Here is a 25603-nt window from a genome sequence, read left to right on the forward strand (position 1 = left end):
CCTGCCGTTCTCGGTCGTCTCGAACCCCGAATTCCTCAAGGAAGGCGCCGCGGTGGACGACTTCATGCGCCCCGACCGCATCGTCGTCGGCGCCGACGACGAGCGCGCGATCGAGCTGATGCGCCGTCGAAGATCACCGGCTGACGCAGGCGGCCGCGGATCGCGTCGAAGTCGGGACTGCGGAATTCCTTCCACTCGGTGACGATCACGAGCGCATCGGCCCCTTCGAGCGCGCTCTTGGGCCGGCCGGCGTAGGTGAGCCGCGGCTCGTCGCCGAAGATGCGCTCGGCCTCGCGCATCGCGACGGGATCGTAGGCGGCCACGCTCGCGCCGCGGCGGAGGAGTTCCGCGATCAGCACGCGGCTGGGCGCCTCGCGCATGTCGTCGGTGTCGGGCTTGAACGCGAGGCCCCACAGCGCGAAGCGGCGTCCCGCGAGGTCCTCGCCGAAGCGGCGCACGATCTTGTCGACGAGCACGTGCTTCTGCGCGTCGTTGGCGGCCTCGACCGCGCCGAGCACCTGGAGCGCCCGGCCGTGCTCGGCCGCGGTGCGGATCAGCGCCTTGACGTCCTTGGGGAAGCACGAGCCGCCGTAGCCGCAGCCGGCGTAGAGGAAGTGCCAGCCGATGCGCGGGTCGGAGCCGATGCCCTGGCGCACGAGCTCGATGTCGGCGCCGAGCGTCTCGGCGAGGTTCGCGAGTTCGTTCATGAAGCTGATGCGGGTCGCGAGCATGGCGTTGGCGGCGTACTTCGTGAGCTCGGCCGAGCGCACGTCCATGAACACGAGCTTGTCGCGCTTGCGCTGGAAAGGGGTGTAGAGGCGGCGCATCAGCTCGATCGCGCGCTCGTCGTCGGCGCCGACGACGATGCGGTCGGGGCGCATGAAGTCGTCCACCGCGGCGCCTTCCTTGAGGAATTCGGGGTTCGAGACGACCGAGAACGGCAGGTGCGCGCCGCGCGCGGCGAGCTCGTCGGCGACCGCGTCGCGCACCTTGTCGCCGGTGCCGACCGGGACGGTGGACTTGTCGACGATCACGCGGTAGCCGTCCATGTGGCGGCCGATGTTGCGCGCGGCAGCGAGGACGTATTGCAGGTCGGCCGAGCCGTCCTCGTCGGGCGGGGTGCCGACGGCGATGAACTGGATCTCGCCGTGGCGCGCGGCGCGCTCGATGTCGGTCGTGAACGCGAGGCGTCCGGCCTCGACGTTGCGCCGCACGATGTCGAGCAGGCCGGGTTCGTGGATCGGGATGCCGCCGTCCTCGAGGATGCGGATCTTGGCGGCGTCGAGGTCGAGGCACAGGACGTCGTTGCCCACGTCGGCGAGGCAGGCGCCGGACACGAGGCCGACGTAGCCGGTGCCGATGACGGTGAGTTTCATGCGGGTCTCCTACTGTCTGGAATTCATCGATTCAGCGCCGCGACGGCGGGCGCTCAGCGCCACAGGTCCCACGGGAAGGCATCGAGGAGCGGGCGCGGGTCGAAGTCGAAGGCGGGCATGCCGCCCATCTCCAGCGCCTGCGGGATGGAGGTCGCGTATTCGAAGTCGGTGCGCCCGGTGCCGTAGTAGTAGTCGCGGTATTTGAAGAGGTTCTCGGTTTCGCTGAGGCGGACGTAGCGCGCGGGGATGCCGAAGGCCTCGGCGATGATGAGGCCGTGCAGCGAGCTGGCGAGCACCAGCCGCGCCTTGAGGATCTCGGCGACGACCGCGTTCCAGCCCGCGAGCGGCGACACGACGCCGGGCTCGCCGGCGACGAGCGCCAGGTCGTGCAGGTTCGGGACGAACACATGCGCCTTCTCGGCCGTGGCGCGGAAGCGGTCGGCGAAGAGGTAGGGCACGAGCAGCGCGGGGTCGCCATACACCATCGGCACGCGATGCCCGCGGCTGCGCAGGAACTCCTCGGTGAGCGGGCCGCGCACCGCGCGGATGTCGAGGCGCGCGGCGGTGAAGGCGGACTCGGGCACCTTGCCGTTGACGCCCGATCCCCACACGACGTCGCCGTGCGACGCGAAGTGCAGGATGGAGCCGATGGCGAGCAGGCGCGCGGAGTGCCCGACCTGGTCGTCGAGGGTGAGCCCGCGCCGGCCCAGCACGCGCGCGACGACGACCTGCGACAGGTGGTCGCCGAAGTTCACGCTGCCGTCGGCCGGGCGCCAGTGGAACAGCGCGACGTGGGGATAGGGCAAGGGCGCGGGGAGCGGTTCCTGGGGCGCGGACGGGGGGACGATGAGGTTCTTGATCCGGTTCAGCATCATGTCTTTCGATCGATTGGGAATCCCGATGGCGACGATGGGGTTCTCATGCCGCGCGCAGCAGGCTGCGGCTGCGGAGGATGTCCGCGACGCTGCGGCGGAAGGCGGGCCAGACCGCCACCACGAGTACGAAGGCGGCGGCCAGCGCGGCGGTGCCGACGGCAAGCCGCTCGACGAGCGAGCCGCCCCAGCGGAGCGAGGCCGCAGCCGAGGCGAGGCCGCACAGGCCATAGGCAAGCATCACGCGCAGCGCGTTGCGGCCCATTGCGCCGACCGGTGCGCCGGAGTGGCGCAGCCAGACGAGGCCGCCGAGCCATGCGAGGGCCACGCCGACCGCGCCGGCCGTCGCCACCCCCAGGGTCCCCCAGCGCGCGCCGAAGACGATGCCGGCGATCAGCAGCACGCGGGAGACCAGCGTGAAGCGCAGGTTGGAGCCGGTGAGTCCCTTCGACAGGAACACCCAGTAGCTCGCCTGCGCGGCGACCTGGAACGCGCCGCCGACCGCGAGGATCCGGAAGATCGGCACGGCCGGTGCCCACTGCGGCCCCAGCACGAGCACGATCAGCGGCTCGGCCTGCGCACCGGCAAAGGCGAAGATCGCCACCGTGACGTGCAGCATCACCGCCTGCCCGTGCAGCAGGAAGCGGCCGTAGCGCCCGGCGTCGTCGTGCAGGCGGGACAGCACCGGCAGCGCGATCGAGGTCGCCGGCGCGTTGATCTGGTTGAGCGGCAGCATCAGCAGCTGGCTGGCGCGGTTGTAGAGGCCCAGCAGGTCGGCGCCGAAGCGCTGGCCGATGAGCAGCGTGTCGATGTTGCGGCTGAGATAGACGACGAGCTGGGTGCTCATGAGGTTGCCGCCGTAGCGCAGAAAGCCGCCCATGCCGGCGCCGCGACTGGGCAGGCCGGGGCGCCAGCCGCTCGTCACGGCGAGCAGCAGCAGCGTCGCGGCCGCCTGGCCGAGCTGCTGGGCAACGAGCGCCCAATAGCCGTGGCCGCGCAGCGCCAGCGTGATGCCGGCGACGAGGCCGCATGCCTGACCGCCGACCTCGGCGGCCGCGAGCCGGCCGAAGCGCAGGTCGCGGTTGAGCTGGGCGCGGAACTGGGTCGCGAGGCCGTTGAGCAGGAAAGTGGGCGCGAGCGCCTGCGCGATCGGTTGCAACGCGGGCTGGCCGTAGAACGCCGCGATCGCCGGCGCCGCCGCGAACACGGCGAGTGCCAGCAGCAGGCCGATCGCGCTGTTGATCCAGAACAGGTTGCTGCGCTGCGCGGCCGAGACGCTGCGCGCCTGCACAGAGGCCGACGAGAGGCCGAAGTCGCGCAGCACCTCGCCGATGCCGACGATCGCCGTGACCATCGCGAGCAGGCCATAGTCGCCCGGCGCCAGCAGGCGCGCGAGCACGACGATGCCGCCGAACTGCAGCAGGAGCTTGCACGCCTGCCCGCTCATCGTGAGCAGCGCACCGCGTGCCGCGAGCCGGCTCAGCGCAGGAGAAGCCGCGGTCGCCGCAGCGGAGACGTTTCCGGTCGTCATGCCGTCCCCGACCTCACCCCTCGACCGGCTCGCCGCGGAGTGCGGCGACGTAGGCGCGGTAATGGCGGTCGCCGGCGTCGTCCCATTCGCGCCGCGAGAAATCGGGCGTCCGCGCGCGCCCGGTGTTGCGCACCTGCCAGAGCGCGCCGAGCAGCACGTCGCGGTCGAGGTCGCCGTCGTACATGTACACCCAGCCGGGGCCGACCTCCTCGGCCAGCGCCTCGTTGGCCTCGTTGCGCGGAACGAGCACCGGGCGGTCGAGCGACAGCGCGAGCAGCAGCGAGCCGGAGTTAAGCATGCGGCGGAAGGGCAGCACGACGAGCTCCGCCTGGCCGATCTCGGTGGCGAGCGTCGGGTCGTCCACGTAGTGCAGCAGCGCGCCGATACGCGGATCCGAGTTGCAGGCGTCGGTGATCCGGCGGCGCAGGCCCCGGGTCGAGGCATGGCCAACGATGCGCAGTTCGGCATCGGGGGCGAGCGCGGGATCGAGGCGGAGGAAGCTGTCGATGAGCGTCTCGACCCCCTTGTAGGGGCGGATCAGGCCGAAGTACAGCAGGCGGCCCGGGACCGTCTCGGGCACGGGCAAGTGCGCGAACCAGTCGCGGTAGTGCCCGTGCAGGATGGTGACCGTGTGCGGCGCGCGGTCGGCGGTGACGGCGTTGAGGCGTATCCACATCCGCGTGTGCCGGTCGAGGAGCCCGAGCAGGAAGCGCTCGATGCGGTTCGCGCCCTCGTGCGGTTCGATGTTATGCAGCGTGCGCACGACCGGGCGGCGCGACAGCACCATGCGCGCGAGCAGCGCGAGGAAGAGCCCGTACTGCAGCGGCCGGCTGCGCTCCGGGGCGCGCAGCAGGAATTCGGGCCAGTGCACGTGGAACACGTCGTAGCGGCCGAACAGCGCCCGGCGCCAGGAGAAGAACTCGACGTCGACGTAGGCCGACACGGCGGCGACGACCTGCTTCACGTAGGGGTTGTCGTCGGCCTGCTGGCGCAGCGACTGCAGGACGCGGATCGGCGTCTGTCCGTTTTCGATGGCGAGGGTGGCTCCCATGAAGGTCTCCGCTTGAGGTCGGCTGGGTCCGGACGTACCGGGCTCAGAACTGGAAATAGATGAACGAGGCCGTGCCGGTGGAGAAGGCCATCAGCGCGAGTGCGAGGCCCGCGATCGCCCCGCCCTGCACCACCGCCGGCGCGCGCAGGTAGCCGCGCGCGGCGTGCTCGAAGAGGCGCGGCGGCAGGTAGTGCAGCAGCACGGCGACGAGCAGCGTCGCGAGGCCGACCGCGGTGAACGGGGCGGCGCCCGCGGCGACGGGCTTCAGCATCGCCGCGACATAGGCGGCGGCGCTGCCGAGGTCGGGCGCGCGGAAGAGGATGCGCGACAGCGCGATGATCTGGAAGGTCAGCAGCAGCGCTGCCAGGCGCGGCAGCGCTGCCAGGCGCGGCAGCGCGCCCTGCGGCTCGGCCGGCAGCCCGCGCGCCGCGCGCCGGCCGCGGCGCCAGCGCTCGAGGCACACGCAGCTGCCGTGGATCAGGCCGTAGAGCACGAAATTCCACCCCGCGCCGTGCCAGCAGCCGATCGCGACGAAGGTGACGTAGAGGTTCACATACACGTTTCCGTGCTTCGAGCCGCCGATGCCGAAGTACAGGTAGTCGCGGAAGAAGCCCGACATCGAGGTGTGCCAGCGCTGCCAGAAGTCCGACACGCTGGTCGCGTGGTAGGGGCGGTCGAAGTTGGTCGGCAGGTCGAAGCCGAGCAGCTTCGCGACGCCGCGCGCGATGTCGGTGTAGCCGGAAAGGTCCATGTAGAGCTGGAAGGTGAAGGCATACACCGCGACGAGCAGGAACAGCGGCGAGTAGTCGGCCGGCGCGGCGAAGGCCGGATTCACGAGGTGCGCGGCGAGCACGTCGGCGAAGGCCATCTTCTTCACGAAGCCGCGCAGTACCAGCACGAGGCCCTCTTCCAGCCGCTCGCGGCTGTCCGGCAGCGGCTGCTCGAGTTGCGGCAGGAGCTGGCGCGCGCGCGTGATCGGGCCGGACAGGACGGTCGGGAAGAAGGCGACGAAGAGCGCGAAGTCGCGGAAGCTGCCGGTCGCGCGCGCGCGGCCGCGGAAGATGTCGAGGGTGTAGCTGAGGCTCTGGAAGGTGAAGAAGGAGATCCCGATCGGTAGCAGCAGCTGCAGCACCGTGAGATCCGCCTGGACGCCGAGGGACGCGACGAGGCGCACCGCGCCGTCGACGAAGAAGTTCGCGTACTTGAAGCAGGCGAGCACGCCCAGCGACACGGCAAGCGCAAACGCGAGCCAGCGCTTCCTGCCGCGCGCGTCGGCGCTCTCCTGGATGCGGCGGCCGGCGAGGAAGTTCACCGCGCTCATGAGGAGCAGCAGGCCCGCGTAGCGCCAGTCCCAGCACATGTAGAAGTAGTAGCTGGCGACGAGCAGCAGGTTCTTGCGCGCATCGGGCCGCTGCAGGAAGCACCGGTTCAGGGCGAACACGACGCCCAGGAACAGCAGGAAATGGAGGGACTGGAAGGACATCGCGGGTCAGGTGCCGGTCAGGCCGCGGCTCACGAGGTAGTCGAAGATCGTGTCGGCCGCGCGATGCTCGCCGGCGGGCGTGAAATGGCTGGCGTCGACGAAGTACTCGCGGCCGCCGGGAATCCGTTCGTGCAGGGGCAGCACGGGCACGCCGAAGTGCCGGCCGACATCGAGGATCTCGCCGTTGTGCCGGTCGTAGAGGGCGTTGAGCCCCGGCAGGTCGAAGCACGGATTGAAGTAGCGCGCCTGCGCCGACAGGCGCATCTGCTCGTCCAGCGGCTGCTCGGGCCGATAGGCGCGCGCGTTGGTCGCGAGCACGAACGTCACGCCGGCGTCACGGGCCGTCGCGACGAGGCGCTCGAGCCGGGCGCGGTAGGGCTGGCGGTCCACCGCCGCGGGGTCGCGCAGCGTCTGCCTGCCCGGGGCGGCACGCAGGAAACCGGTGTGGCGCCGCACGGCCTCGATGCCGAGCAGCCAGTTGGGCAGGCTCACGAGCGGCAGGCCCTCGCGCAGCGCGGCGGGCGTCGGGGTCGACACGACATCGCGGCAGTAATCCGCGAAGTCGTTGAAGCCGGGATAGACGATGACGAGGTCGGGCTGCAGCGGCAGCACGATCTCCTCGAGCATGCGCAGCTGGTCGGCGATGCGGGCACCGGAAATGCCGGCATTGACGACCTCGATGGCGCGCTGCGGGTAGCGCACGCGCAGGCGCTCGCCGAGCAGCGCCGGGAAGGTCGCGTCGTTGGTGCGCGTCAGCTCGCCCATCACCGTCGAGGCGCCGACCACCGCGACACGCAGGCTGCCCGGCAGGCGCTGCGGCGCAAGCTCCGGGCTGCGCAGGCCGAGGCTGTTGGTGCGGATCTCGACGTCGTCGCCGGCAAACACCCGGCCCGGACGCAGCAGCTTGAGCCCGGTGCGCTCGTCGTTCACGTAGCGCGTCGCCCCGCTCAGCAGGTTGAACACGCTCTGGCCGAAACGCAGCTGCGAGCGGATCTGCAGCGCGGTTTCGAAGGCGACGAGGAACAGCACGGCCCACAGGACGACCGCCCCGATGCGCCGGCCGGGCCCGGGTGCGCGTTTCATCGCGCCCACGCCGCGCGGCAACGCCACGCCCGCAACATGAACAGCGGATTGCCGATCACGTAGCGCAGGAACAGGCGGCGCGGCTCGCGCACGAGCCGGTAGGCCCATTCCATGCCCGCGCGCCGCACCCAGCGCGGGGCGCGCTCGACCTTGCCGCCGAGGAAGTCGATGACCGCCCCGCCGCACACGATCAGCGGCGCCCCCGCGGCGGTCGCGCGCACGAGACGGGCGACGCTCTCCTGCCGCGGCATGCCCATGCCCAGCACGATCAGCTCCGGCCGCGTGCGCCGCATCGCGTCGCAGTAATACTCGGGCGGCTGAAAGCCGTTCTCGCACGAAACGATCTCGACCCCGAACTCCTCGGCGCAGCGTGCCGCCGCCGCGGCGAGCCATTTCTCCCGCGTGCCCCACAGCGCCACGCGCCGGCCGCGATACGCCGCGAGCAGCTGCGGAATGAAATCGGTGCCGTTCATGTTGAGGCCGGGCTCGCCGTCCAGCATGCGGAACAGCATCGCCATGCCCGAACCGTCGCGCAGCAGCACGTCGGCGTCGCACAGTGCGCGGTAGAACTCCAGGTCGCCGACGGCGGAGTTCATCGCGTGGGCGTTGACGAAGGCAAGCATGCGCGGCTGGCGGCCGGCCGCGAGCTCGTCGACGAGATTCGCGGCGTCATCGTCGGACGGAATGACCACGAGACGGTTCAGGACCTGCGACCAGCGCGCCTGCAGCAGGGTGGGTGGGCGACTCATGAGGCATCCCGGCGTGAGCGCACCCAGTCGACCTGGCGGTGGACGAGGAAGCGCAGGTAGAGCGGGATCTTCGACAGCGCGTACAGGGGGGCGCGCACGAGATCGGCGAAGGACACGATGTGCCGGCCGCAGCCGAGCCAACCGAGCAGCACCGCCGCACCGAGCAGCGCGCAGGCGAGACCGGCGAGCGCGAGGGGCAGGAGCGGCCCGGACGCCACGGCCAGCGCACCGGTCAGCGCGAACACGGCGACGACGGCGAGCGTCAGCAGCGCGAGCGGCGGCACGCACAGGTCGAACGCCAGCGCGGCCAGGCGCAGGTCACGGCAGGCGAAGGCCGAGCGCAGCAGGCGCGGCGCCTCGTCGACGATCATCGCGAGATGGCCGTGCTCCCAGCGGGTGCGCTGCGAGCGCAGGCCGTCGGTGGAACGGGGGAATTCGCTGTGCACCCGCGCCTCGGGCACGAACAGCGGCGGGCGTCCGGCGCGCGTGAGGTCGAGGCCGAGCTTGAGGTCCTCGACGATATGGCCGCTCGCGAGCTCGGCGGCGCGCAGCGTCGCCCACGGGAAGGCCATGCCCGAGCCCATCAGCTGGCACGGCAGCCCGAGGCGGGCGAAGCCGAGGGGGCGCATGCGGTTCTTCAGCGCCCAGGCAAACTCGGCGATGCGCGTCTTGAGACCGGCGCCGTCGGGCGCATGCATCAGGTACAGCGCCTGCACCGGGCGGCCGCTCGCGCCGCAGCTGCGCGCGAGACGGTCGAGCGCCCCATCGCCGAGACGGCAATCGGCATCGACGATGGCGACGACTTCCGGTGGCGCCGCCTCCAGGTAGCGCATGCCGAAGTCGAGCGCGTAGCCCTTGCCGCGGCGTTGCCGGTCGTCGCGCACGACGACCTCGGCCCCCGCCGCGACGGCGAGCGCGGCGGTGTCGTCGCTGCAGTTGTCGGCGACGACGACGACGCGGTCGCCAGCGGCGAGCTGCGCGCGGATGCCGTCGACCGTCGCGGCGATGCCGAGCGCCTCGTCGTGCGCGGGGACCAGCACCGCGACACGCGGGCGCGCTCCCGCCGGAACCCGCCGGCGCCGGCGCGGCGGCAGCGCGACGAGGATCTGCACGAGCAGGACGAGCACCGGCACCAGCAGCAGCGCGGGGACGATCGCGAGGAGCACGGACACTGCGCTCATGCGCAGGCCCCCGCGAAGTAGCCTCCCAGCTTGGTCGCCTCGCGATCGACGTCGTGGCGCTCCAGCACGCGCTGACGGCCGGCCTCGCCCATGCGTTCGAGCTCCGCCGACGGCGTCGCGAGCACCGTCTCCAGCACGGCCGCCAGCGTATCGACCGAACCGGCCGGGAAGAGCCAGCCGTTCTCGCCCGGGCGTACCAGCTCGGGGATGCCCGCGACATAGGTCGTGGCCACCGGCCGGCGCAGCGCGAGCGCCTCCATGATCACGACGGGCAGGCCTTCGGCGAAGCTCGGCAGCACCAGCGCGCGCGCGGCGAGGATCTCGTTGCGCACCTGCTCGCTGCTGATCCAGCCGGTGATGCAGACCTTGCCCTGCAGGCGATGGTGCGCGACGAGGGCTTCGATCTCGCCGCGCAGTTCGCCGTCGCCGGCCAGCACCATCTCGAAGTCAATGCCCTTCGCCGCCAGCCGCGCGAGCGCCTCGACCAGCAACAGCTGGCCCTTCTGCTCGCACAGGCGGCCGACGCACACCAGCCGCGGCGCCGCCGGCAGCGGCGTCGGCGGCACCGCGTGGAAGGCGGGCTCCAGCCCGCAATGGACGACCTTCACGCGGTCCCAGTCGCGGTGCGCGGCCCAGCGGAACAGCTGGCTGCGGCCGAAGGAGCTGATCGCGACGACGAAGGCCGAACGGCGGATCTTCTCGCCGGTGCCGAGGAAACCCGGCTTGTCGAACTCGTCCGGCCCGTGCACGGTGAAGCTGTAGGGCACGCCCGCGAGCGCCTCGATCAGCATCGCGACCTCGGCCGGGTTGGTGCCGAAATGCGCGTGCACGTGGCGCGCATCGAACTCGCGCAGGGCCGACAGCGCGCGGCAGGCCTCGGCGAGATAGATCAGGTGGTAGGGCCACGGCCGGTCCGCGCGGCGCCCCATGCGCAGCGCGAGCCGCAGCGCGGCGAGGAAGCGCCGCGGATGCTGCTTCGCGGCCTGCGCGACCGCCTTCACGAGCGCCCCCAGGCCGTCCTTGAGCAAATAAGTCGTGCGCGCCTGCTCGGCGCGGTCCTCGGCGTCGACGAGCTCGGCGTCCCAGCCGCGCACGGCGATGCGCAGCACGTCGAAGCCCTGCCGCTCCAGCGCGAGGATCTCGCGCCGGATGAAGCTGTGACTGACCTTCGGGTACTGGTTGATCAGGTAGGCGATTTTCAACGTCCGCCCTCCACGACGAGCTCCTCCTCCACGAACTGCACCTCCTCGTCCGTCATTCGTTGCGCGGCGCCGCCGCGTCCGCCGACGATGCGCGCCGGCGCCCCCACCGCGGTCGCACCGTCCGGCACGTCGCACAGCACCACCGCGAGCGCGCCGATGCGGCAGCCCCGGCCGATGCGCACGCCCCCCAGCACCTGCGCGTAGGCGCCGAATTCGACGTCGTCGCCGATCACCGGCGCCGGGCCGCCTTCGTGGCGGTTGCCGATCGTCACGCCCTGGCGCAGCGTGCAGTTGCGCCCGATCACGGCCCCCGGATGCACGAACACGCCGCCGAAGTGCCAGATGCGCAGGCCGCCGCCGATGCGCGCGGCCTTCGGCAGGCTGATGCCGGCCACGGTCTCGACGACGCGGAACGCGAGCCAGTAGCCCGCGGTGAGCAGCCGCTTCGCGACGCCGTCGGGGCGCGCATCGACGCGGCGGCCGAAGCGATACACGGCCACCGCCCAGATCGACTGCTCCTTCAGGAAGGGACGGCGCAGGCCGTAGCGGCGCAGGTCCGCCGCCCAGTCGGGATCGCGCCGGCGCCGCGCCGCGTCCGGCGCGAGGAGGTCCGGCCGCGCCTTCATCCGCCCGTCCTCAGCAGTTCGCCGCGCACCGTCGAAGCGCCGCCGACGCCGCTGATCGCCGACACCACCGGCGTCACCGCGGCGGACGGCCACACGAAATCGACGACCTGGTCGTTGCCGAGCTCCTTGCTGTCGAACAGCGTCGCGCCGCTCGCCTTGTCGCGCAGCTGCAGGCGCAGGCGCGCGCCGCCGGTCGTGAGCGCACGCAGGCGATAAGCCTGGCCGGCGACCGGTAGCGCCCAGCTCACCGGCTGCAGGCTGCGGCCGCTGCCATTGACCATCACCGTCGTGCTCGCGGTCGGCGGGAACACCACCGCCTGCTCCCAGGTTTCGAAACTGCCCGCGACCGTGCCGCTCTGCCGCGTCCACGGTCCGCGCATCGACAGCAGGTTGAGGTTCTTCTCCGGCTCGACGGGCCGGTCGTCGCCGTCGACCCAGCCATCGACCGCGACGACCTGGCGCAAGGCCTGGCGGATGCGCTCGAGATCGTTCGCGGCGACCTTGTTCCAGCCGCCCGGATGCAGGTTGAAGCCGGAACCGTTCTCGACGTAGATCACGTAGGGGGTGCCGACGTTGCGGTCGACCACGTAGGCGCCATAGGTCTTGAGCGTCTCGGCGACCTTGCGCACGGCGGGGGTCGCGATGGTCCGCACGTCGAAGGACGGCGGCAGCATCACCAGCGCGCCTTCGGGGATCGCCCCGGTGTTGGTCGTCGCCGCGTCGCGGTCGGCCGACGTGGCGGGGAAGACGTAGGTCGGGTTGGCCGACAGCGCGTTGTAGGTCAGCGACATCGCCAGCGCATGGCGGTACAGCGGCCGGCCGTCGTCGATCTCGTGCTTGCGCATCACGCCGCCCGAGGTCGGCACCGCCGCCGCGCGCGCGCCCTGGAAGTAATGCGCCGGATCCCCCCAGCCGCGGCCGGCGAGGCGCGTCCACGCATACTGCTGCGCGATCCACTGGCCTTCGACTTCGCGCAGCTTGTAGAAGGAATGGACGATGCCCGTAAGCGGGTCGACGATGTCCGCGTGGCCGTCCGCGGCGCTGGCCGGGATCACGCCCGCGGGCCAGCGGGGGATCTCCACCGTCGCGCGGAAGACGTTCGCATCCGGATCCCACACCCCCTTGGTGTTCGGCGGCCCCACCACGGTCACCGGCGGATCCTGGCTGCCCGCGAGGAACACCCCGGTCGACCACGCGCCTTCGGCGATCGACGGGTAGTAGCTCGACTTGGGAATCACGAACGTGCCGAACTGCGGGTTCACCGGCCGGCTGTTCCACGGCGAGGTGGCGGCGAACGGCGTCTCGTAGCTGCCCCACACAGTCGGGCTCTGCGCGACCGCGCCGCTGCCGGCGAGTGCCGCGGCCAGCCCGCAGGCCGCGAGCCATGCGCTGCGCGCGCGGATGATGTCCGTCATGCTGCGCCTCCTTGCGCCCGCGTCACCGCGCCTGCCGGGGCCGCCCGGCCCGCCGCGACCGCGCAGGCGGCGCCGAGCACGAACCAGACGTACCAGTTGAAGGCGAGGTAGGACAGGATGTTGTCCGACGCGGAAATGATCAGGTACTCGACGACCAGCGCGATCGCCACGAAGGCGCCCAGGCGGTCGACCGCGGCCATGTGCCGCAGCGACGCGAACAGGCGCGCGACCAGCCAGGCGAAGGCGGCCAGGCCGATCGCACCGAGTTCGAACAGGATCTGCACGTAGATGTTGTGGGCGCCGAAGTTCACGCCGCCCGAATAGGGGAAGAAGACCGGCGCGAAGTGCTTGAACGCGCCCAGCCCGTAGCCGAGCGGCAGGTTCTCGGGGCGGATCCAGCGCAGGCCGAATTCCCAGATCTGCAGCCGCCACGCGAAGGAGTTGAGCTTCGCGTACTGCACGACCTCGTTGCCGCTGCCCAGGTCGAGCACGCGTTCGCGCACGCCCGGCACCATCAGCGCAAGCGCCGGCGCGAGCAGCAGATAGACGAGGTAGCGCCGCTCGAACAGCAGCGCGTACAGCGCGAAGATCGCGAAGCACGCCACCCACGCGCTGCGCGTCTGCGTGAGCAGCAGTTCGCCCAGCAGCAGCGGCACGTAGGCCGTCAGCAGCACGCGGCGCAGCGGCGTCAGCCGCACGGCCGGGCTCTTCAGCGCGTACAGCGACACCAGCAGCACCAGCGTGAGGTAGAAGGCGAAGATGTTGGGGTGGGCGAAGGTGCTCTTCATGCGGAAGGCCTGCAGGCCGCCGAGCCCGTGCATCGCCAGCTCCGCCAGCCCGTACGCGACCGGCAGCAGCGACGACAACAGCACCAGCTTCACGCACACCTTGAAATCGCCCTCGCCCTTCACGAAGTAGAAGGCGCTGACGAACACCGCAAAGTAGGACAGCAGCCCCAGGTAGGTGCGCACCGCGTCGCCGAGGTTGGGCGCCAGCGCGACGCCCACCAGCGCGACGACGAGGAAGCCCGCCCAGGCCGACGCGATGCGGCGCGGAAAGCGCTCCGGCCGCGCGGCGACCAGCAGCACCGCGATCAGGATCACGAAGGCGTTCACCAGTCCGCCGAAGCCGATCGCGAGCCCGCCCAGGTCGACGCGCGTCGACTCGAACACGAGGTCGCCCGCCGCCCGCAGCAACAGCACCAGCGCGAGCAGCACCAGGCGGTCATAGAGGAAGATGATCGCGAGCACCAGCAGCGCCGGCAGCGCCAGCAGACGCACGGGGTTTCCGGCCATCGCGTCCGCGTACAGCGGCAGCGCCAGCCCGACCGCCAGCGCGACGATCAGCGCGCCACCGGTCAGCAGCGCGGGATGAGGGGGGTGCGCCGCGTCGCTCACGTCAGTACCCGAAGCGTCCCGTCATGCGCCGCTTGGCCGCGCGCGCGAGCGCCGCGCAACACAGCAACGCGCTGCCCGGATGGCGGGTCGTCGCAACGATGCGGCCGCCGAGCCGCAGCACGTCCTCGAACGAGCCCGCGCCCGCGAACACGTCGAGAAAGCCCCGCAGCGCCCGCACTGCCTTGTCGCGCGGCAGGCGCGCGTATTCGGCGGAGAACTTCTCGAGCATGCGCCGGTGCCCCTGGATCAGCGAGGCGGGATTCGACGAGATGCGATGCTTGTCGGCGCCGTTGTGGAGGTAGGTCACCAGGTAGTCCGCGACGCAGCAGAGCTTCGTCACGCGGCTGAGGCGGATCGACAGGTCCCAATCCTGGCAGCTCCTGAGGCCCTCGTCGAGGCCGCCCACGCGTTCGAACACGTCGCGCCGCACGACGATGCTGGAGAAGGTGCCGACGTAGTTCGCCACCAGCAGCGCATCGGCGACGTCGCCGTCGAGGCTGTGGTCGGAGCGCGACACCTCGTGGCCGTCGCGGTCGCAGCCGATGAACCACGTGTAGGCGACGCCGTATTCCGGGCCGCGCTCGCCGAGCAGCGCGATCTGGCGTTCGAGCTTGCGCGGCGACCAGCTGTCGTCGCTGTCGAGGAAGGCGATGAAATCCCCGCGCGCGATCCGCACGCCGGTGTTGCGCGCCGCGGCCCCGCCCAGGTTGCGGTCATGCGCGAAGTAGCGCACGCGCGGGTCGTCGATCGCCGCGACGCGCTCGCGCGTGTCGTCGGTCGAGGCGTCGTCCACGACGACGACCTCGAAGTTCTCCAGCGTCTGCGCCAGCACGCTGGCGATGCACGCACCGATCGCATGCCCGCGGTTGAACGACGGGATCACCACGCTCACCAGCGGCGCCGGCATGCGGTGGAAGCGCTGCTGCGCGGCCACGATCTCGGGGTCGTCGGTCAGGCGGCTCATGTCAATCCCCATTCATCACCGAACCGGCCAGCCCCACGCCCGACTCGCGCAGGCGCTCGGCGTAGCGGCGCACGCCGGTCATGCGGCTCGCGTTGCGCCGGGCGACCATCAGCGCCGCACCGGCACGCGCCGACACCATCACGCCATCGGCGCAGCGCTCGCCCGCGGGCGTGTCGAGGATCACGAGGTCGAAGGCCTTCGCGTACTGCTGCAGCAACTGCGTCAGCGCCGGGCGCGACAGCAGTTCCTGCGGGTTGGGCGGCACCACGCCGGCGGGCAGCACCGCGAGCGAGCGCAGGCCGGGCACGGTGCGGATCGCCTCGGGCGCGGCGCGGCCGACGAGCAGCGCGGACAGCCCGCTGTCGTTGTCGACGCCGAACAGGGTGTGCAGCGCCGGGCGCCGCAGGTCGGCATCGATCACCAGCGTGCGCAGCCCCAGCTGGGAGAACACGACGGCGAGGTTCGCCGCCATCCACGTGCGCCCCTCGCCGCGCCCGGCGCTGACCACCGCGAGCAGCTTGCGCCCCGCGGCCGGGTCGAACCAGCGCAACACGAGCTGGCTGCGCAGCGCGCGCAGCGCCTCGGCCTGCACCGAGAAGGGATTGAACGCCGCCGCCACGCTCGGCGACACCTTGCTCTCGCCCACCTTCAGGCACGAGTACTCGAACTGATGCGCCATCGCATGACGGATGTCGTGTTCGTTCGCGACGCCCAGCTCGACGGCGGCCTCGCCGAAGCGCAGGCCCTTGTCGCGCTGCAGGCGCACGATGCGTTCGCTCTCGTCGGCACGCAGGCGGCCGTTCTTCATCAGGATCGCGCCGAGTGCGAGTTCGCCCTTGGGATCCAGGGCATTGCTCAGGGGTGCAGTCATGGCTCAGTAAGCTCCAGCAGTGTGATTCGACAAGCGCGCCCGGGCAGGGCGGTCGCCCAGGCGTCGGCCCGGCACGCTGCCGAGCACCGGCACGTCCGGCAGCACGACGAGGTCGTCCTCGCCGCGCACGCGCCGATCGATGAGTTCGATCAGCACCGCACTGCCGACGCCCAGCACCCCGCCGACCACCAGCGCGAGCGCGAGCTTGAGCAGCAGGCGCGGGCCGGACGGCCACACCGGCGCCGCCGCCGGCGTCAGTACCGCCACGTTGATCTGCTGCGCCTGGCTCTCCAGGTTCGTCGCGGCGAGGCGCTGCGCCACCTGGTCGTAGGCCTTCTGAGCGCTCTCTACATCGCGCTGCAGCACCGCGATCTCGTCGCGATTGGCCTGCAGCTGCAGCACGCGCGCCTTCTGCGCGGCCACCGCCGCCGCCACCTCGGCCTCGCGTGCGGCGCTCATGCGGCTCGCGCTGCCCAGCGACGCCGCGACACGCTGCGTCTCCGCGCCGATGCGCTCGCGCAGCGACGCGATCACCGCGGCGAGCTTGGCGACCTCGGGGTGGTTCGGCCCCAGCCGGCCGAGCAACTGCTCGCGTTCGCCCTCGCGCCGCGCCAGCTCGCCCTTCAGGTTCGCGATCAGCGGGTTCTGCGTGACCTCGGGCAGGGAGTCGGCCGACCCCGCCTGGCTGAAGCGCGACCGCGTCTCGGCCCGCTGCCCCTGCACCTGCACGAGCTGGCTCGTCAGCTCCGCCAGCCGTGCCGCCTCGACGTCCATCCGCCCGTCGGTGGAGACGATGCCGTTCTTGCGCTGATAATCGGACAGGCGCTTCTGCGCCGCCTCGAGGTTCTCGCGCAGACCCTGCGTGCGCTCGTCGAACCACTGCGCGTACTGGCGCGCCGGCTCCACCCGCAGCTCCAGCGCGATCTCCAGGTAGGCCTTCGCGAAGGTGTTGGCGATCATCGCCGCGAACTCGGGCTGCGAGGCCGTGTAGCGAATCGTGATCACGTTGCTCTCGCGTGCGGGCTTCACCTCCAGGGTCGAAAGCAGCACCGCGCCGATCCACTCGCGCAGGTCGCCCGCACCGTCGGTCGCCTCCTGCCATTGCTGCTGGAACTGCGGCATGCCTTCCAGCCCGGCCAGCTCCACGACGCGCCGTGCGACGCGCTCCGAGCCGATGATGTCGACCTGGGTGGCGATGTGGTTCGCCAACAGCTGCGACGGGATCGTGGCGCCCATCGGGTCGGCCGATTTCGCATCGACGACCAGCGCGGTCTCGGCCGCGTACTTTTGCGGCAGCACAAGGCTCACCGCGACCGCCGCCGCCATGACCACCAGCACTACCGCACACATCAGCCCGAAACGCGCACGCAGGATGCGCAGGAATTGTCCGAGATTCATCGTCGCCCCCGCCTCAGAACAGGCTTTCCTTCACATAGATGATGTCGTCCGGCCGCAGGCGGTCCTCCATCGCGGGCTCGATCACCGCGACCTTGCCGTCGGTACCGCGACGGTGGATGCGCAGCCCGCGCACCGTGCCGCGCAGGGTCGGGCCGCCGCCGGTCGCCAGCGCCTGCATCACGGTCATGTTGCGTTCGAGGCGGAAGGACCCCGGCTTCTGCACCTCGCCGTAGATGTAGAACACGTCCGCGCGCCGCACGTAGATCACGTCGCCGGGCGACAGCATCGCGTCCGCATCCGGGTCGCCGCGCTGGAACAGCGTCGGCAGGTCGAGCTCGCGCCGGATGGGCTTGCCGTCGCGCGTGCCCACCAGCACGATCACGTCATCGCCGCCCGTCGCAATCCCGCCCGCGTTGGCGAGCATGTCCGTCACGCGCACGTTGAAGGTGTCGAGCGGATAGCGGCCGGGCTTGTTCACGTGCCCCAGCACCGCCACCTGGTTGCCGCGGATCTGCACCGGCAGCACCGTCACCTGCGGCTGCAGGACGAAGCCGCCCGTGCGCAGCCGCTCGGCGATCAGCGCCTCCGCGGCCGATACCGTGCGCCCGCCCAGCGGCACGCTGCCGATCAGCGGGAAGGTCAGTGCGCCGGTTTCGGACACCCGCCCCTCGGTCGTGAGGTCGGGATTCTGGAACACGCTGATACGGATGATGTCGCCCGGCCCCAGCACGTACTCGCGCGTGGCCTGGGCGCCCTCCGCAACGGGTGGAGTCCCCGCGACCGGTGCGGCCACCGCCGCCGAAAGCGGCTCCTGCGCCGCCGCCCACCCCGGCGCGCCCGCCAGGCACATCAGCAGCAGACTCTGGAAAAAGACTCGGAACGGTTTCGACAACTTCATGGGCTGGTCCTCGATCATCGCGATTCAGGCGCGGGCGGCGCCTCCGCAAGGTCTGCGGGCGAAACCTGCGTCGCTGCGCTTGCAGCCCCGGGCGGGCCCGCCGGCGCATACTCGATATGCGCGCCGCCCCGCAGGCGCTCGACTTCCGCCTTCGCCAGGGCGGTCTTGCGTTCATTCAGCAGGAAGCGTTCGATCATCGGCCGCGCCGTCGCCTCGTCCAGCGGCTGCTTGCGCGACGTCACGAGATGGACCAGCAACGCACCGCTCCCGGTCGGGCTCAGCACCATCTGCCCGTCCTTCATGCGCGCGAACCCCTTCAGGCTCTCGAGCGGCAACTGCTCGGCGGGCTTCACCGCCGTCGTCAGGCGGAACTCGATCCCCTCGCGCGTGAGCCAGTCCTTCACCTCATGCACGCCCGCCGCTTTCGCGGTGCGGCGTTCGAGCTCCGCAAAGCGCTCCGCCGGCATGCGGATCTCCAGCTCCTGCAGGCTGTAGATGCGACGGCGCGCGAACAGCTCAGGATGGTCGGCATAGAAGGCCGCGACCTCCGCCGCGCCCGGCGGCCGGATCTGCTCCGTCACCTGCTCCAGGTAGGCGCGCGCGAGGATCTCCCGCTGCGCCGCCTCGAAGGACTGCAGCACGCGCGGATCGCGGTCGAGCCGGCGCTCGCGCGCCCGCTGCACCATCAGCTCCTGGTCGATCAGCCGCTCGAGCGCGCCCTCGTCCGCCGCCCCCTGCGGCGCCACCGGGGCAGCAACCGAATTCAGCTCGTTCGCCTGGATGGCCTGCTCATTCACCTTGGCCACGACCTCGTACGCCGGCCGGCCTTCCGCCCCGCCGTTACTGCAGGCATTGAGCAAGACGGCCAGAAAAGCGACAGGAAATGTGCAACGTTCAGCCGAGTTCATCGACCTTTCCGAAAAAGGGCATATGGATCCGGAAATCCCGATCGGAGCCGCCAATTGCGACTCCCGGGGCCGCGCAAATTGCGCCGGCGGGATTTACTGGAATAGCGGGGAAATACGCAGGCGCGGCAACGCCGAGACTCGCTGGCGCACGATCAGCACGAAAAGCGCGAGCCCGGCCAGCAGCAGCGAATCGAACCCGCGATCCCCCGCGGCGGTGCCGCCAAGGGAAAAGCGCACGCCCACGCCGTCGGCGAAGGAACGCGACGCCGCCTCGCGGCCGACCGCCGAAACCGCCGCCGTTGCAGCGCCGGCCACGTGCGGCAGGCCGGCCGCCGCGGACGGCGCGTCGAACTGCGCACCCGCGACACTGGCGGGCGAAGTCATCATCCCGGTCGCGATCAGCGACGGCGCCCCCGTCAATTCAGCGGCCCTGTCCTCGTAGCGGATCGTCACGCCGCCACCCGACAGGGTCACCGTATCGGCCATTGCTGCCGGCACGGCAGCAAACATGAACGCCGAAAGAATGACCATTTTCTTATTCGTGATGGACATGGACAGTACCTCTCTCTTGGGTTTGCAGGCGCTTGGCGAACACCTGCAACGTTCAGCCCCTCAATTAAGCGCGAGGGCCGTCATTTGCCATGACGGATCTGAATGATTGTTTATATTGCCCCGCACAATAACGACATGAGAATAAAGGGTCAATACATGAAAGATTCGCTTTCAATTCGCAAAACATTTACAAATCGCTCAAATCGATCGAATCCCACTCATCACGGGATTCGTGCAATCGGCACCAATCCGGTGCAATTGGCGCAATCAATAATCCGCATAACCGGCATAGCAATGCCCCATCGCTCAAAAGCGGAATTGCATCGACACATCGGCGATATCCGCCGTATATCCGTCCAGACTGCGCGAGCCGTCGCGCACCTGCCGCTGCACGCTCAACCCGAAGCTCAACGCCCGCAGCGGCCGGTACTCCGCATGCAGGCCGTAGCGGTAGCTGCGGTCGTCGGGCCGCTCGCGCGTCACGCCCGCCCCCGCCAGCTCCCGCTCACCGCGGTAATCGCGCCGGCGCCACTCCAGCCCGGCCCCCAGGCTCACCTTGTCGGTGACATTCCACCGCGGCGCGACGCGCAGCGCGTCGGTCACCGCGTAGTTGGCCGCAAGGTCCTGCTGGGCGCCGATCTCGCGCCTCACGCTGACGTCCAGCGACGTCTTCGCCGTCGCATCCCAGACGAAGCCGACGCGTCCGATCGCCCCCCGGAAATCGCGTTCGGGGGCCAGGCGGTAATCCACACGGGATTGCCCGATGAAGCCGGAAACCCGCGTCGCGCCTGAAAGTTGCCACTCGCCGGCGAGGCGCACCTCCTGCTGCCGGTAGTCGCGGATCGAGCCCGCCACGGCCGGCCGGTTCAGGTATTCGCCGTCGGTGTCGCGCAGCGTCAGCACCACGCGGTTACCGGTCGGCGGCCGGTAGGTGAGATTCACGTCCACCGTGTCGGCGTCATAGGCGGCAAGATTCGCGTCATCGCCGTCGAAGCGGCTTCGCGTGTGCGCAACCCCCGCCCCCACGGCCCAGCGCGGATGCCACCAGAAGTCGGCGCTGGCGTGCGTGCGGGTGTACGTATTCAGGCTGCGCTCGGTCCCGCTCCGCTCGTCGAAACCCGGGAGCGACTCGCGATGCTCGTGACTCAAGTCGCCGCTCCAGCGGTCACCGAGTTGCCAGTCCCAACCCAGGCGGACTTCCGGCCGGTCATGATCGAGGTCGTTATGAATTGCATAGCGCGCACTCACGAAATTCAAATCCGCCAGCAAGCGCTGACGCCCGTAGCGGCGATCGAATTTCAATCCAAGCCCTGTTTCACTGACGGTGTCGTGCGCCCGGTTTCCGGGTGCACGTTCGCCATCGCCAATCCGGAAGAGATTGCTTTCGTACCGGATCGACTGTCCTACACTGAAATTCAGCGCATCCCCTTCATCCGCGTGCACGAATTCCTGCATGAAAGGCGAAACGAGGGTAATCGCACAGGTAATTGACCTTAAATATCTCATTTGCCGAAGCACCGTTGATTCCGGCAGAAGGATAGTCCAAACAGGTCGGGCGAAAAAAAAGCTTGTAAGACATTTAAATCCCGGTCGAACGGGATATGCGCGTCGGAACCGTGCCCTCATGGCGAGTGCGGCGAGCGCCGGATTGCGCCATCAAAGTCTCATGAAGCATCGTAACGTTCTGTTTTTCGGGAGCATTCCGCGGCGTCGATTCCTGAAATCGGGAAAACATCACTTTTGTCATGGTTTTCTCCCGCGCGGCTGCCCGCTCTTCACGCCTGCGTTTGCACAATTATCTTTTTCTTACAAACTCCGGCCCGGGGCGGAATCCCATCCGTAAGATGGCGCGAATCTTTTCGACAACGTCCTGCGCCCCGTCGCGCCCTGACCGGCGCAAGACAGACGGGATCGTGCAGCGCAACACACCGAATTTTTCGACATCATGCTTGCAGCCCTGGATAAACAAGGCAGCCTGATGCGCGGCAGTTTCACGTTGAGCGGCGCAATCGAGGCATTCATCGATCCGCTCACTGTCGTCGCCGTGCTATATGCCTGTGCCGCGTGGCATGGCGAACGCCTGCTGAGCCCGCCCTACATGATCCTGGGCGCGCTGTCGTTCGCGCTGACGTTCCCGGGAAACATCGGACTGCACGAGGGCACGGGGACCATGCTGCGCAAGGTCGCCACCAACTGGCTGCTGTTCGCCGCCACCACGGGGGCCTTCGGCTACGCCAGTGGCTACCTGCACTACTTCCCGCATGCGATGCTCGTCACCTGGGTGGCCCTCACCCCGGTCGCGCTCGTCGCGGTCCATGCGGCCGCACGGCAAGCCCTGCCGAAGTGGATGGCGCTCGGCGAGAACCAGCGCATCGCGGTGGTCGCCGGCGTGAACGACGTCGGCCTGAAGCTCGCGCGCGAGTTTCGCGAGCACCCCTACCTCGGCACCCGCGTCGTCGGCTTCTTCGACGACCGGCCGCGCTCGCGCCTGCCCGACAACGACGAGGCCCCCCTCCTCGGCCCGCTCGCCGGCCTGGCCGAGTTCGTCAAGCGGCGCCGCGTCGAAGCCATCTACCTCGCGCTGCCGATGGCCCCGCAGCCGCGCATCCTCGCCCTGCTCGACGACCTCAAGGACACCACCGCGTCGATCTACTTCGTGCCGGACATCTTCGTCACCGACCTGATCCAGGGGCGCCTCGACAACGTCGGCGGCATGGCGGTCGTCGCCGTGTGCGAGACGCCCTTCACCGGCCTCAACAACATCGTCAAGCGCGGCTCCGACTTCGTGCTCGCCCTGCTGATCCTGATGCTGCTGAGCCCGGTGCTGCTGGCCATTGCGATCGGCGTGAAGCTGTCCTCGCCCGGTCCGGCCATCTTCAAGCAGCGCCGCTACGGCCTCGACGGCCGCGAGATCCTCGTCTACAAGTTCCGCTCGATGACCGTCTGCGACGACGGCGCCAGTGTGAAGCAGGCCACGCGCAACGACAGCCGCATCACCCCCTTCGGCGCTTTCCTGCGCCGTACCTCGCTCGACGAGCTGCCGCAGTTCATCAACGTGCTGCAGGGGCGCATGAGCATCGTCGGCCCGCGGCCGCACGCGGTCGCGCACAACGAGGCCTACCGCAAGCTCATCAAGGGCTACATGATCCGCCACAAGGTCAAGCCGGGCATCACCGGCTGGGCGCAGGTCAACGGCTACCGCGGCGAAACCGAGACGCTCGACAAGATGGAGAAGCGCATCGAGTACGACCTCGACTACCTGCGCAACTGGTCGCCCGGCCTCGACCTGTGGATCATCATCAGGACCGCGCTGATGGTCGTGCGCGACCCCAACGCCTACTGAAGAAACGACCGGATACGGCAAGCCGGGCGCGGCAGGCACAGAATGGGTGTCGCGGCGCACGAACTTCGTCGCACCGCACGCCGTCAAACTGCCGTTTCACGAACTCCGATCATGATCCCCGCCCCTCTCCGCTCCGCTCTCCTGGTCCTCGGCCTGGCCACGACCGGCCTCGCCTGCGCCGCACAGCCGACCGACATCCGCCCCGGCCTGTGGGAATTCCGCTCGACCCGCCTGAACATCGCCGGCCTGCCCGACATGTCCGCGCAGATGTCCCAGGCGCAGCAATACCTCCGCACCCTTCCCCCGGACATGCGGCGGATGGTGGAGCAGCAGATGGCCGCGCGCGGCGTCAGCCTCGGCAGCGACGGCAGCGTGCGCAGCTGCATCTCGCCGGCACAGGCGAAATCCGACACCATTTACTCGGGCAAGACCGAAGGCAACTGCACGCTCGACAAGGTCGTGAAGTCGGGCAGCACCGTGCGCGGGCACCTCAGCTGCACGCAACCGACGGCGACCGGCGACTTCGAGGCGCACGTGCAGACGCCCGAGCGCTTCACGACGCGCGTCAACATGAACTCCCCGCGCGGCGACATGCAGGTCGAGACCGACGCACGCTGGCTCGGCGCCGACTGCGGCACGCGCCGCGAAGGCTAACGCCTCCCCACCCCGGCGCCCCACTGCGCCCGCCCGCTGCGGGCCGCCGGCGGGCGCATTTCGCCACAGCAAGGGCCGGCTCGTGCAGAATGCCGGCATCGCGGATGACGCCCTCGCGGCGCACCGCCCCGCGTCAAACCGCCATCCGACTGCCTGCACGCCCATGAAGATCGCCACCTGGAACGTCAATTCCCTCAAGGTCCGCCTGCCCCACGTCCTCGACTGGCTCGCCGCCAACCGGCCGGACGCCCTGTGCCTGCAGGAGCTCAAGATGGAGGACAAGGCCTTTCCCGCCGCCGAACTCGAAGCGGCCGGCTACCACGCCGTGTTCAACGGCCAGAAGACCTATAACGGCGTCGCGATCCTCAGCCCGCAGGCCGCCGAGGCGACGACGCGCGACATCCCCGGCTTCGCCGACGAACAGAAGCGCATCATCGCCGCCACCCTCGGCGGCGTGCGTGTCGTCAGCGCGTACTTTCCCAACGGCCAGGCGGTCGGTTCGGACAAGTTCGAGTACAAGCTGCGCTGGCTCGCCGCGCTCACGGACTGGCTGCGCGAGGAACTGAAGGCGCACGAGCGCCTCGTGCTCGCTGGCGACTTCAACATCGCCCCCGAAGACCGCGACGCGCACCCCGACTGGAAGGAGGAAATCCACGTCTCCCAGCCCGAACGGGCCGCCTTCGCGGCGCTGACCGGACTGGGCCTCGCCGACGCCTTCCGCCTCTTCGAGCAGCCCGAGAAGAGCTATTCGTGGTGGGACTACCGCATGGGCGCGTTCCGCCGCAACTTCGGCCTGCGCATCGACCACGTGCTCGTATCGCAGGCGCTGCGCGCCGCCTGCCGCAGCTGCACGGTCGACAAGACCCCGCGCAAGCTCGAACGCCCGTCCGATCACGCGCCGGTGGTCGTCGAACTGGACCTGTAAGCACGCGCCCGCCGCCATGAGCCCGCAGCCCCCCGACCCCGCACTCGCCGCCGCCCACTACCCGATGATCGGGACGCTGCCGGAAGCGGCACGCCACCGCCTGCTGGCAGCCGGCCGCTGGGCGCGCGTACCGGCCGGCACCCTGCTGTTCGACGACCACCAGGCCTGCGAAGGCTTCCCCTTCGTCGTCGAGGGCTCGGTGCGCGTCGTGAAATGCGCACCGAACGGCCGCGAGCTGCCGCTCTATCGCGTCACGCCGGGCGAAACCTGCATCATCTCGTCGTCCTGCCTGCTCGGGCACGAGGACTACAACGCCCGCGGCATCGCCGAGACCGACACGGTACTGTTGATGCTGCCCAAGGCGGAGTTCGACGCGCTCCTCGCCGAGCCGACCTTCCGCGGCTTCGTCTTTCACCTCTTCGCCGAGCGCATCGCCGACCTGATGCAGCTCATCGAGGAAGTCGCCTTCCACCGCCTCGACCAACGCCTCGCCGGCCTGCTGCTGGGCAAGGGGCGCCTGCTGCACGTCACGCACCAGCAGCTCGCCGACGAACTGGGCAGCGTGCGCGAATTCGTCAGCCGCCTGCTGAAGGGCTTCGCCGCGCAGGGCCTCGTGAAACTGTCACGCGAGCAGATCGAGATCCTCGACCCGGCGGGCCTGCGCCGCGTCGCGAGCGACGGCCGACAGGCTGAAGGAGGCAGAACGGGGGCTATGTAACCGGAGTCACAGACCGGAACATGCGCAAGTGCTGAAATACGCTCACATCCCCTGTCACCCTCTGGAGAGAATCATGAGCGCAAACGTTGGCGGCATCGACAAGATCCTGCGCATCGTCGCCGGCCTGATCCTGATCGTGCTCGCGATCATGGGCATCGGCACCCCCTGGACCTGGATCGGCGTCGTCCCCCTCGCCACCGGCCTGATGGGCTGGTGCCCGGCCTACTCGCTGTTCGGGCTCAACACCTGTCCGATGAAGAAGGCCTGAGCGTCCTTCGCGACGTCGCGCACTTAGCAGGTCCCTTCCCCTTCAAGGGAAAGGACAGGATGGGGATGGGTTTCTTTCAGGCGCTGCGGAGTCCCCCCATCCCCACCCCAACCCTCCCCTTGAAGGGGAGGGAGTGAC

The 25603-nt window shown here is 69.9% G+C and carries 24 protein-coding genes; 5 read left to right on the forward strand and 19 right to left on the reverse strand.

Annotated features, from left to right (window positions below; translation table 11 throughout):
• Positions 1-62 precede the first annotated feature (62 nt).
• From GPA22_RS20445 to epsL, 19 genes are all read right to left on the reverse strand, one after another.
• Positions 63-1376 (reverse strand): UDP-glucose dehydrogenase family protein, encoded by a 1314-nt coding sequence (locus tag GPA22_RS20445; RefSeq protein ID WP_169257917.1) that lies wholly within the window; start codon positions 1374-1376, stop codon positions 63-65.
• Between the two features lie 53 nt (positions 1377-1429).
• Entirely contained in the window at positions 1430-2251 is an 822-nt protein-coding gene (locus tag GPA22_RS20450) for a polysaccharide pyruvyl transferase family protein (protein ID WP_246264570.1), read from the reverse strand.
• A gap of 43 nt (positions 2252-2294) precedes the next feature.
• A complete protein-coding gene (locus GPA22_RS20455) occupies positions 2295-3779 on the reverse strand; it encodes a lipopolysaccharide biosynthesis protein (RefSeq protein ID WP_169257918.1) in 1485 nt (494 codons plus the stop codon).
• Between the two features lie 13 nt (positions 3780-3792).
• Complete coding sequence (locus GPA22_RS20460) at positions 3793-4830, reverse strand: glycosyltransferase (RefSeq protein ID WP_211169258.1); 1038 nt, start codon at positions 4828-4830, stop codon at positions 3793-3795.
• A gap of 43 nt (positions 4831-4873) precedes the next feature.
• A complete protein-coding gene (locus tag GPA22_RS20465) occupies positions 4874-6313 on the reverse strand; it encodes an MBOAT family O-acyltransferase (RefSeq protein WP_169257919.1) in 1440 nt (479 codons plus the stop codon).
• Between the two features lie 6 nt (positions 6314-6319).
• Positions 6320-7396 (reverse strand): SGNH/GDSL hydrolase family protein, encoded by a 1077-nt coding sequence (locus tag GPA22_RS20470; protein ID WP_169257920.1) that lies wholly within the window; start codon positions 7394-7396, stop codon positions 6320-6322.
• Positions 7393-8145 carry a WecB/TagA/CpsF family glycosyltransferase gene (locus tag GPA22_RS20475; RefSeq protein WP_169257921.1) on the reverse strand — a complete coding sequence of 251 codons (753 nt, stop codon included), beginning with the start codon at positions 8143-8145 and terminating at the stop codon, positions 7393-7395. Before GPA22_RS20475 ends, GPA22_RS20470 begins: the two co-directional genes overlap by 4 nt.
• Positions 8142-9326, reverse strand: a complete 1185-nt coding sequence (locus GPA22_RS20480) for a glycosyltransferase family 2 protein (protein WP_169257922.1) — start codon at positions 9324-9326, stop codon at positions 8142-8144. Before GPA22_RS20480 ends, GPA22_RS20475 begins: the two co-directional genes overlap by 4 nt.
• The gene (locus GPA22_RS20485; RefSeq protein WP_169257923.1) at positions 9323-10528 is read right to left on the reverse strand and encodes a glycosyltransferase; all 1206 of its coding nucleotides are present in this window, start codon (positions 10526-10528) and stop codon (positions 9323-9325) included. Before GPA22_RS20485 ends, GPA22_RS20480 begins: the two co-directional genes overlap by 4 nt.
• Positions 10525-11154, reverse strand: coding sequence for a serine O-acetyltransferase (locus GPA22_RS20490; protein ID WP_169257924.1), 630 nt, complete (start codon positions 11152-11154; stop codon positions 10525-10527). Before GPA22_RS20490 ends, GPA22_RS20485 begins: the two co-directional genes overlap by 4 nt.
• Positions 11151-12569, reverse strand: a complete 1419-nt coding sequence (locus GPA22_RS20495) for an Atrophin-1 multi-domain protein (protein ID WP_211169259.1) — start codon at positions 12567-12569, stop codon at positions 11151-11153. Before GPA22_RS20495 ends, GPA22_RS20490 begins: the two co-directional genes overlap by 4 nt.
• Entirely contained in the window at positions 12566-13966 is a 1401-nt protein-coding gene (locus tag GPA22_RS20500; protein ID WP_343036112.1) for an O-antigen ligase family protein, read from the reverse strand. The genes GPA22_RS20495 and GPA22_RS20500 overlap by 4 nt, the downstream gene beginning before the upstream one ends.
• A gap of 1 nt (position 13967) precedes the next feature.
• Entirely contained in the window at positions 13968-14930 is a 963-nt protein-coding gene (locus GPA22_RS20505; RefSeq protein ID WP_169257925.1) for a glycosyltransferase family 2 protein, read from the reverse strand.
• Position 14931: 1 nt separating this feature from the next.
• The gene (gene epsG / locus GPA22_RS20510; protein ID WP_169257926.1) at positions 14932-15801 is read right to left on the reverse strand and encodes a chain length determinant protein tyrosine kinase EpsG; all 870 of its coding nucleotides are present in this window, start codon (positions 15799-15801) and stop codon (positions 14932-14934) included.
• Between the two features lie 3 nt (positions 15802-15804).
• Complete coding sequence (epsF, locus tag GPA22_RS20515; RefSeq protein WP_169257927.1) at positions 15805-17199, reverse strand: chain length determinant protein EpsF; 1395 nt, start codon at positions 17197-17199, stop codon at positions 15805-15807.
• 13 nt (positions 17200-17212) lie between these two features.
• Entirely contained in the window at positions 17213-18097 is an 885-nt protein-coding gene (epsE, locus tag GPA22_RS20520) for a polysaccharide export protein EpsE (RefSeq protein WP_246264571.1), read from the reverse strand.
• A 14-nt stretch (positions 18098-18111) separates the two neighbouring features.
• A complete protein-coding gene (locus tag GPA22_RS20525) occupies positions 18112-19005 on the reverse strand; it encodes an EpsD family peptidyl-prolyl cis-trans isomerase (RefSeq protein WP_169257928.1) in 894 nt (297 codons plus the stop codon).
• A gap of 93 nt (positions 19006-19098) precedes the next feature.
• A complete protein-coding gene (locus tag GPA22_RS20530) occupies positions 19099-19536 on the reverse strand; it encodes a hypothetical protein (protein WP_169257929.1) in 438 nt (145 codons plus the stop codon).
• A 327-nt stretch (positions 19537-19863) separates the two neighbouring features.
• Positions 19864-21012, reverse strand: coding sequence for an XrtB/PEP-CTERM-associated polysaccharide biosynthesis outer membrane protein EpsL (epsL, locus tag GPA22_RS20535; RefSeq protein ID WP_169257930.1), 1149 nt, complete (start codon positions 21010-21012; stop codon positions 19864-19866).
• Between the two features lie 490 nt (positions 21013-21502).
• Here epsL and GPA22_RS20540 point away from each other — a divergent pair, with 490 nt between their 5' ends.
• The 5 genes from GPA22_RS20540 (at position 21503) to GPA22_RS20560 (ending at position 25465) form a co-directional block, all read left to right on the forward strand.
• Entirely contained in the window at positions 21503-22900 is a 1398-nt protein-coding gene (locus GPA22_RS20540; RefSeq protein ID WP_246264573.1) for an undecaprenyl-phosphate glucose phosphotransferase, read from the forward strand.
• Positions 22901-23011: 111 nt separating this feature from the next.
• Positions 23012-23554, forward strand: a complete 543-nt coding sequence (locus GPA22_RS20545; RefSeq protein WP_169257931.1) for a DUF3617 domain-containing protein — start codon at positions 23012-23014, stop codon at positions 23552-23554.
• A gap of 163 nt (positions 23555-23717) precedes the next feature.
• Positions 23718-24479, forward strand: a complete 762-nt coding sequence (gene xth / locus GPA22_RS20550) for an exodeoxyribonuclease III (RefSeq protein ID WP_169257932.1) — start codon at positions 23718-23720, stop codon at positions 24477-24479.
• Between the two features lie 16 nt (positions 24480-24495).
• Entirely contained in the window at positions 24496-25197 is a 702-nt protein-coding gene (locus GPA22_RS20555; RefSeq protein WP_169257933.1) for a Crp/Fnr family transcriptional regulator, read from the forward strand.
• 73 nt (positions 25198-25270) lie between these two features.
• Positions 25271-25465, forward strand: a complete 195-nt coding sequence (locus tag GPA22_RS20560; protein WP_169257934.1) for a YgaP family membrane protein — start codon at positions 25271-25273, stop codon at positions 25463-25465.
• Positions 25466-25603: the final 138 nt, after the last annotated feature.

This window comes from Aromatoleum toluvorans, from assembly GCF_012910905.1.
In the GTDB taxonomy this organism is placed as follows: Bacteria; Pseudomonadota; Gammaproteobacteria; order Burkholderiales; family Rhodocyclaceae; genus Aromatoleum; species Aromatoleum toluvorans.

Coding starts and splice junctions, on each gene's coding strand:
- GPA22_RS20445 (WP_169257917.1), bottom strand. CDS start 1,376: ATGAAACTCACCGTCATCGGCACCGGCTACGTCGGCCTCGTGTCCGGC.
- GPA22_RS20450 (WP_246264570.1), bottom strand. CDS start 2,251: ATGATGCTGAACCGGATCAAGAACCTCATCGTCCCCCCGTCCGCGCCC.
- GPA22_RS20455 (WP_169257918.1), bottom strand. CDS start 3,779: ATGACGACCGGAAACGTCTCCGCTGCGGCGACCGCGGCTTCTCCTGCG.
- GPA22_RS20460 (WP_211169258.1), bottom strand. CDS start 4,830: ATGGGAGCCACCCTCGCCATCGAAAACGGACAGACGCCGATCCGCGTC.
- GPA22_RS20465 (WP_169257919.1), bottom strand. CDS start 6,313: ATGTCCTTCCAGTCCCTCCATTTCCTGCTGTTCCTGGGCGTCGTGTTC.
- GPA22_RS20470 (WP_169257920.1), bottom strand. CDS start 7,396: ATGAAACGCGCACCCGGGCCCGGCCGGCGCATCGGGGCGGTCGTCCTG.
- GPA22_RS20475 (WP_169257921.1), bottom strand. CDS start 8,145: ATGAGTCGCCCACCCACCCTGCTGCAGGCGCGCTGGTCGCAGGTCCTG.
- GPA22_RS20480 (WP_169257922.1), bottom strand. CDS start 9,326: ATGAGCGCAGTGTCCGTGCTCCTCGCGATCGTCCCCGCGCTGCTGCTG.
- GPA22_RS20490 (WP_169257924.1), bottom strand. CDS start 11,154: ATGAAGGCGCGGCCGGACCTCCTCGCGCCGGACGCGGCGCGGCGCCGG.
- GPA22_RS20495 (WP_211169259.1), bottom strand. CDS start 12,569: ATGACGGACATCATCCGCGCGCGCAGCGCATGGCTCGCGGCCTGCGGG.
- GPA22_RS20505 (WP_169257925.1), bottom strand. CDS start 14,930: ATGAGCCGCCTGACCGACGACCCCGAGATCGTGGCCGCGCAGCAGCGC.
- epsG (WP_169257926.1), bottom strand. CDS start 15,801: ATGACTGCACCCCTGAGCAATGCCCTGGATCCCAAGGGCGAACTCGCA.
- epsF (WP_169257927.1), bottom strand. CDS start 17,199: ATGAATCTCGGACAATTCCTGCGCATCCTGCGTGCGCGTTTCGGGCTG.
- epsE (WP_246264571.1), bottom strand. CDS start 18,097: ATGAAGTTGTCGAAACCGTTCCGAGTCTTTTTCCAGAGTCTGCTGCTG.
- GPA22_RS20525 (WP_169257928.1), bottom strand. CDS start 19,005: ATGAACTCGGCTGAACGTTGCACATTTCCTGTCGCTTTTCTGGCCGTC.
- GPA22_RS20530 (WP_169257929.1), bottom strand. CDS start 19,536: ATGGTCATTCTTTCGGCGTTCATGTTTGCTGCCGTGCCGGCAGCAATG.
- epsL (WP_169257930.1), bottom strand. CDS start 21,012: ATGCAGGAATTCGTGCACGCGGATGAAGGGGATGCGCTGAATTTCAGT.
- GPA22_RS20540 (WP_246264573.1), top strand. CDS start 21,503: ATGCTTGCAGCCCTGGATAAACAAGGCAGCCTGATGCGCGGCAGTTTC.
- GPA22_RS20545 (WP_169257931.1), top strand. CDS start 23,012: ATGATCCCCGCCCCTCTCCGCTCCGCTCTCCTGGTCCTCGGCCTGGCC.
- xth (WP_169257932.1), top strand. CDS start 23,718: ATGAAGATCGCCACCTGGAACGTCAATTCCCTCAAGGTCCGCCTGCCC.
- GPA22_RS20555 (WP_169257933.1), top strand. CDS start 24,496: ATGAGCCCGCAGCCCCCCGACCCCGCACTCGCCGCCGCCCACTACCCG.
- GPA22_RS20560 (WP_169257934.1), top strand. CDS start 25,271: ATGAGCGCAAACGTTGGCGGCATCGACAAGATCCTGCGCATCGTCGCC.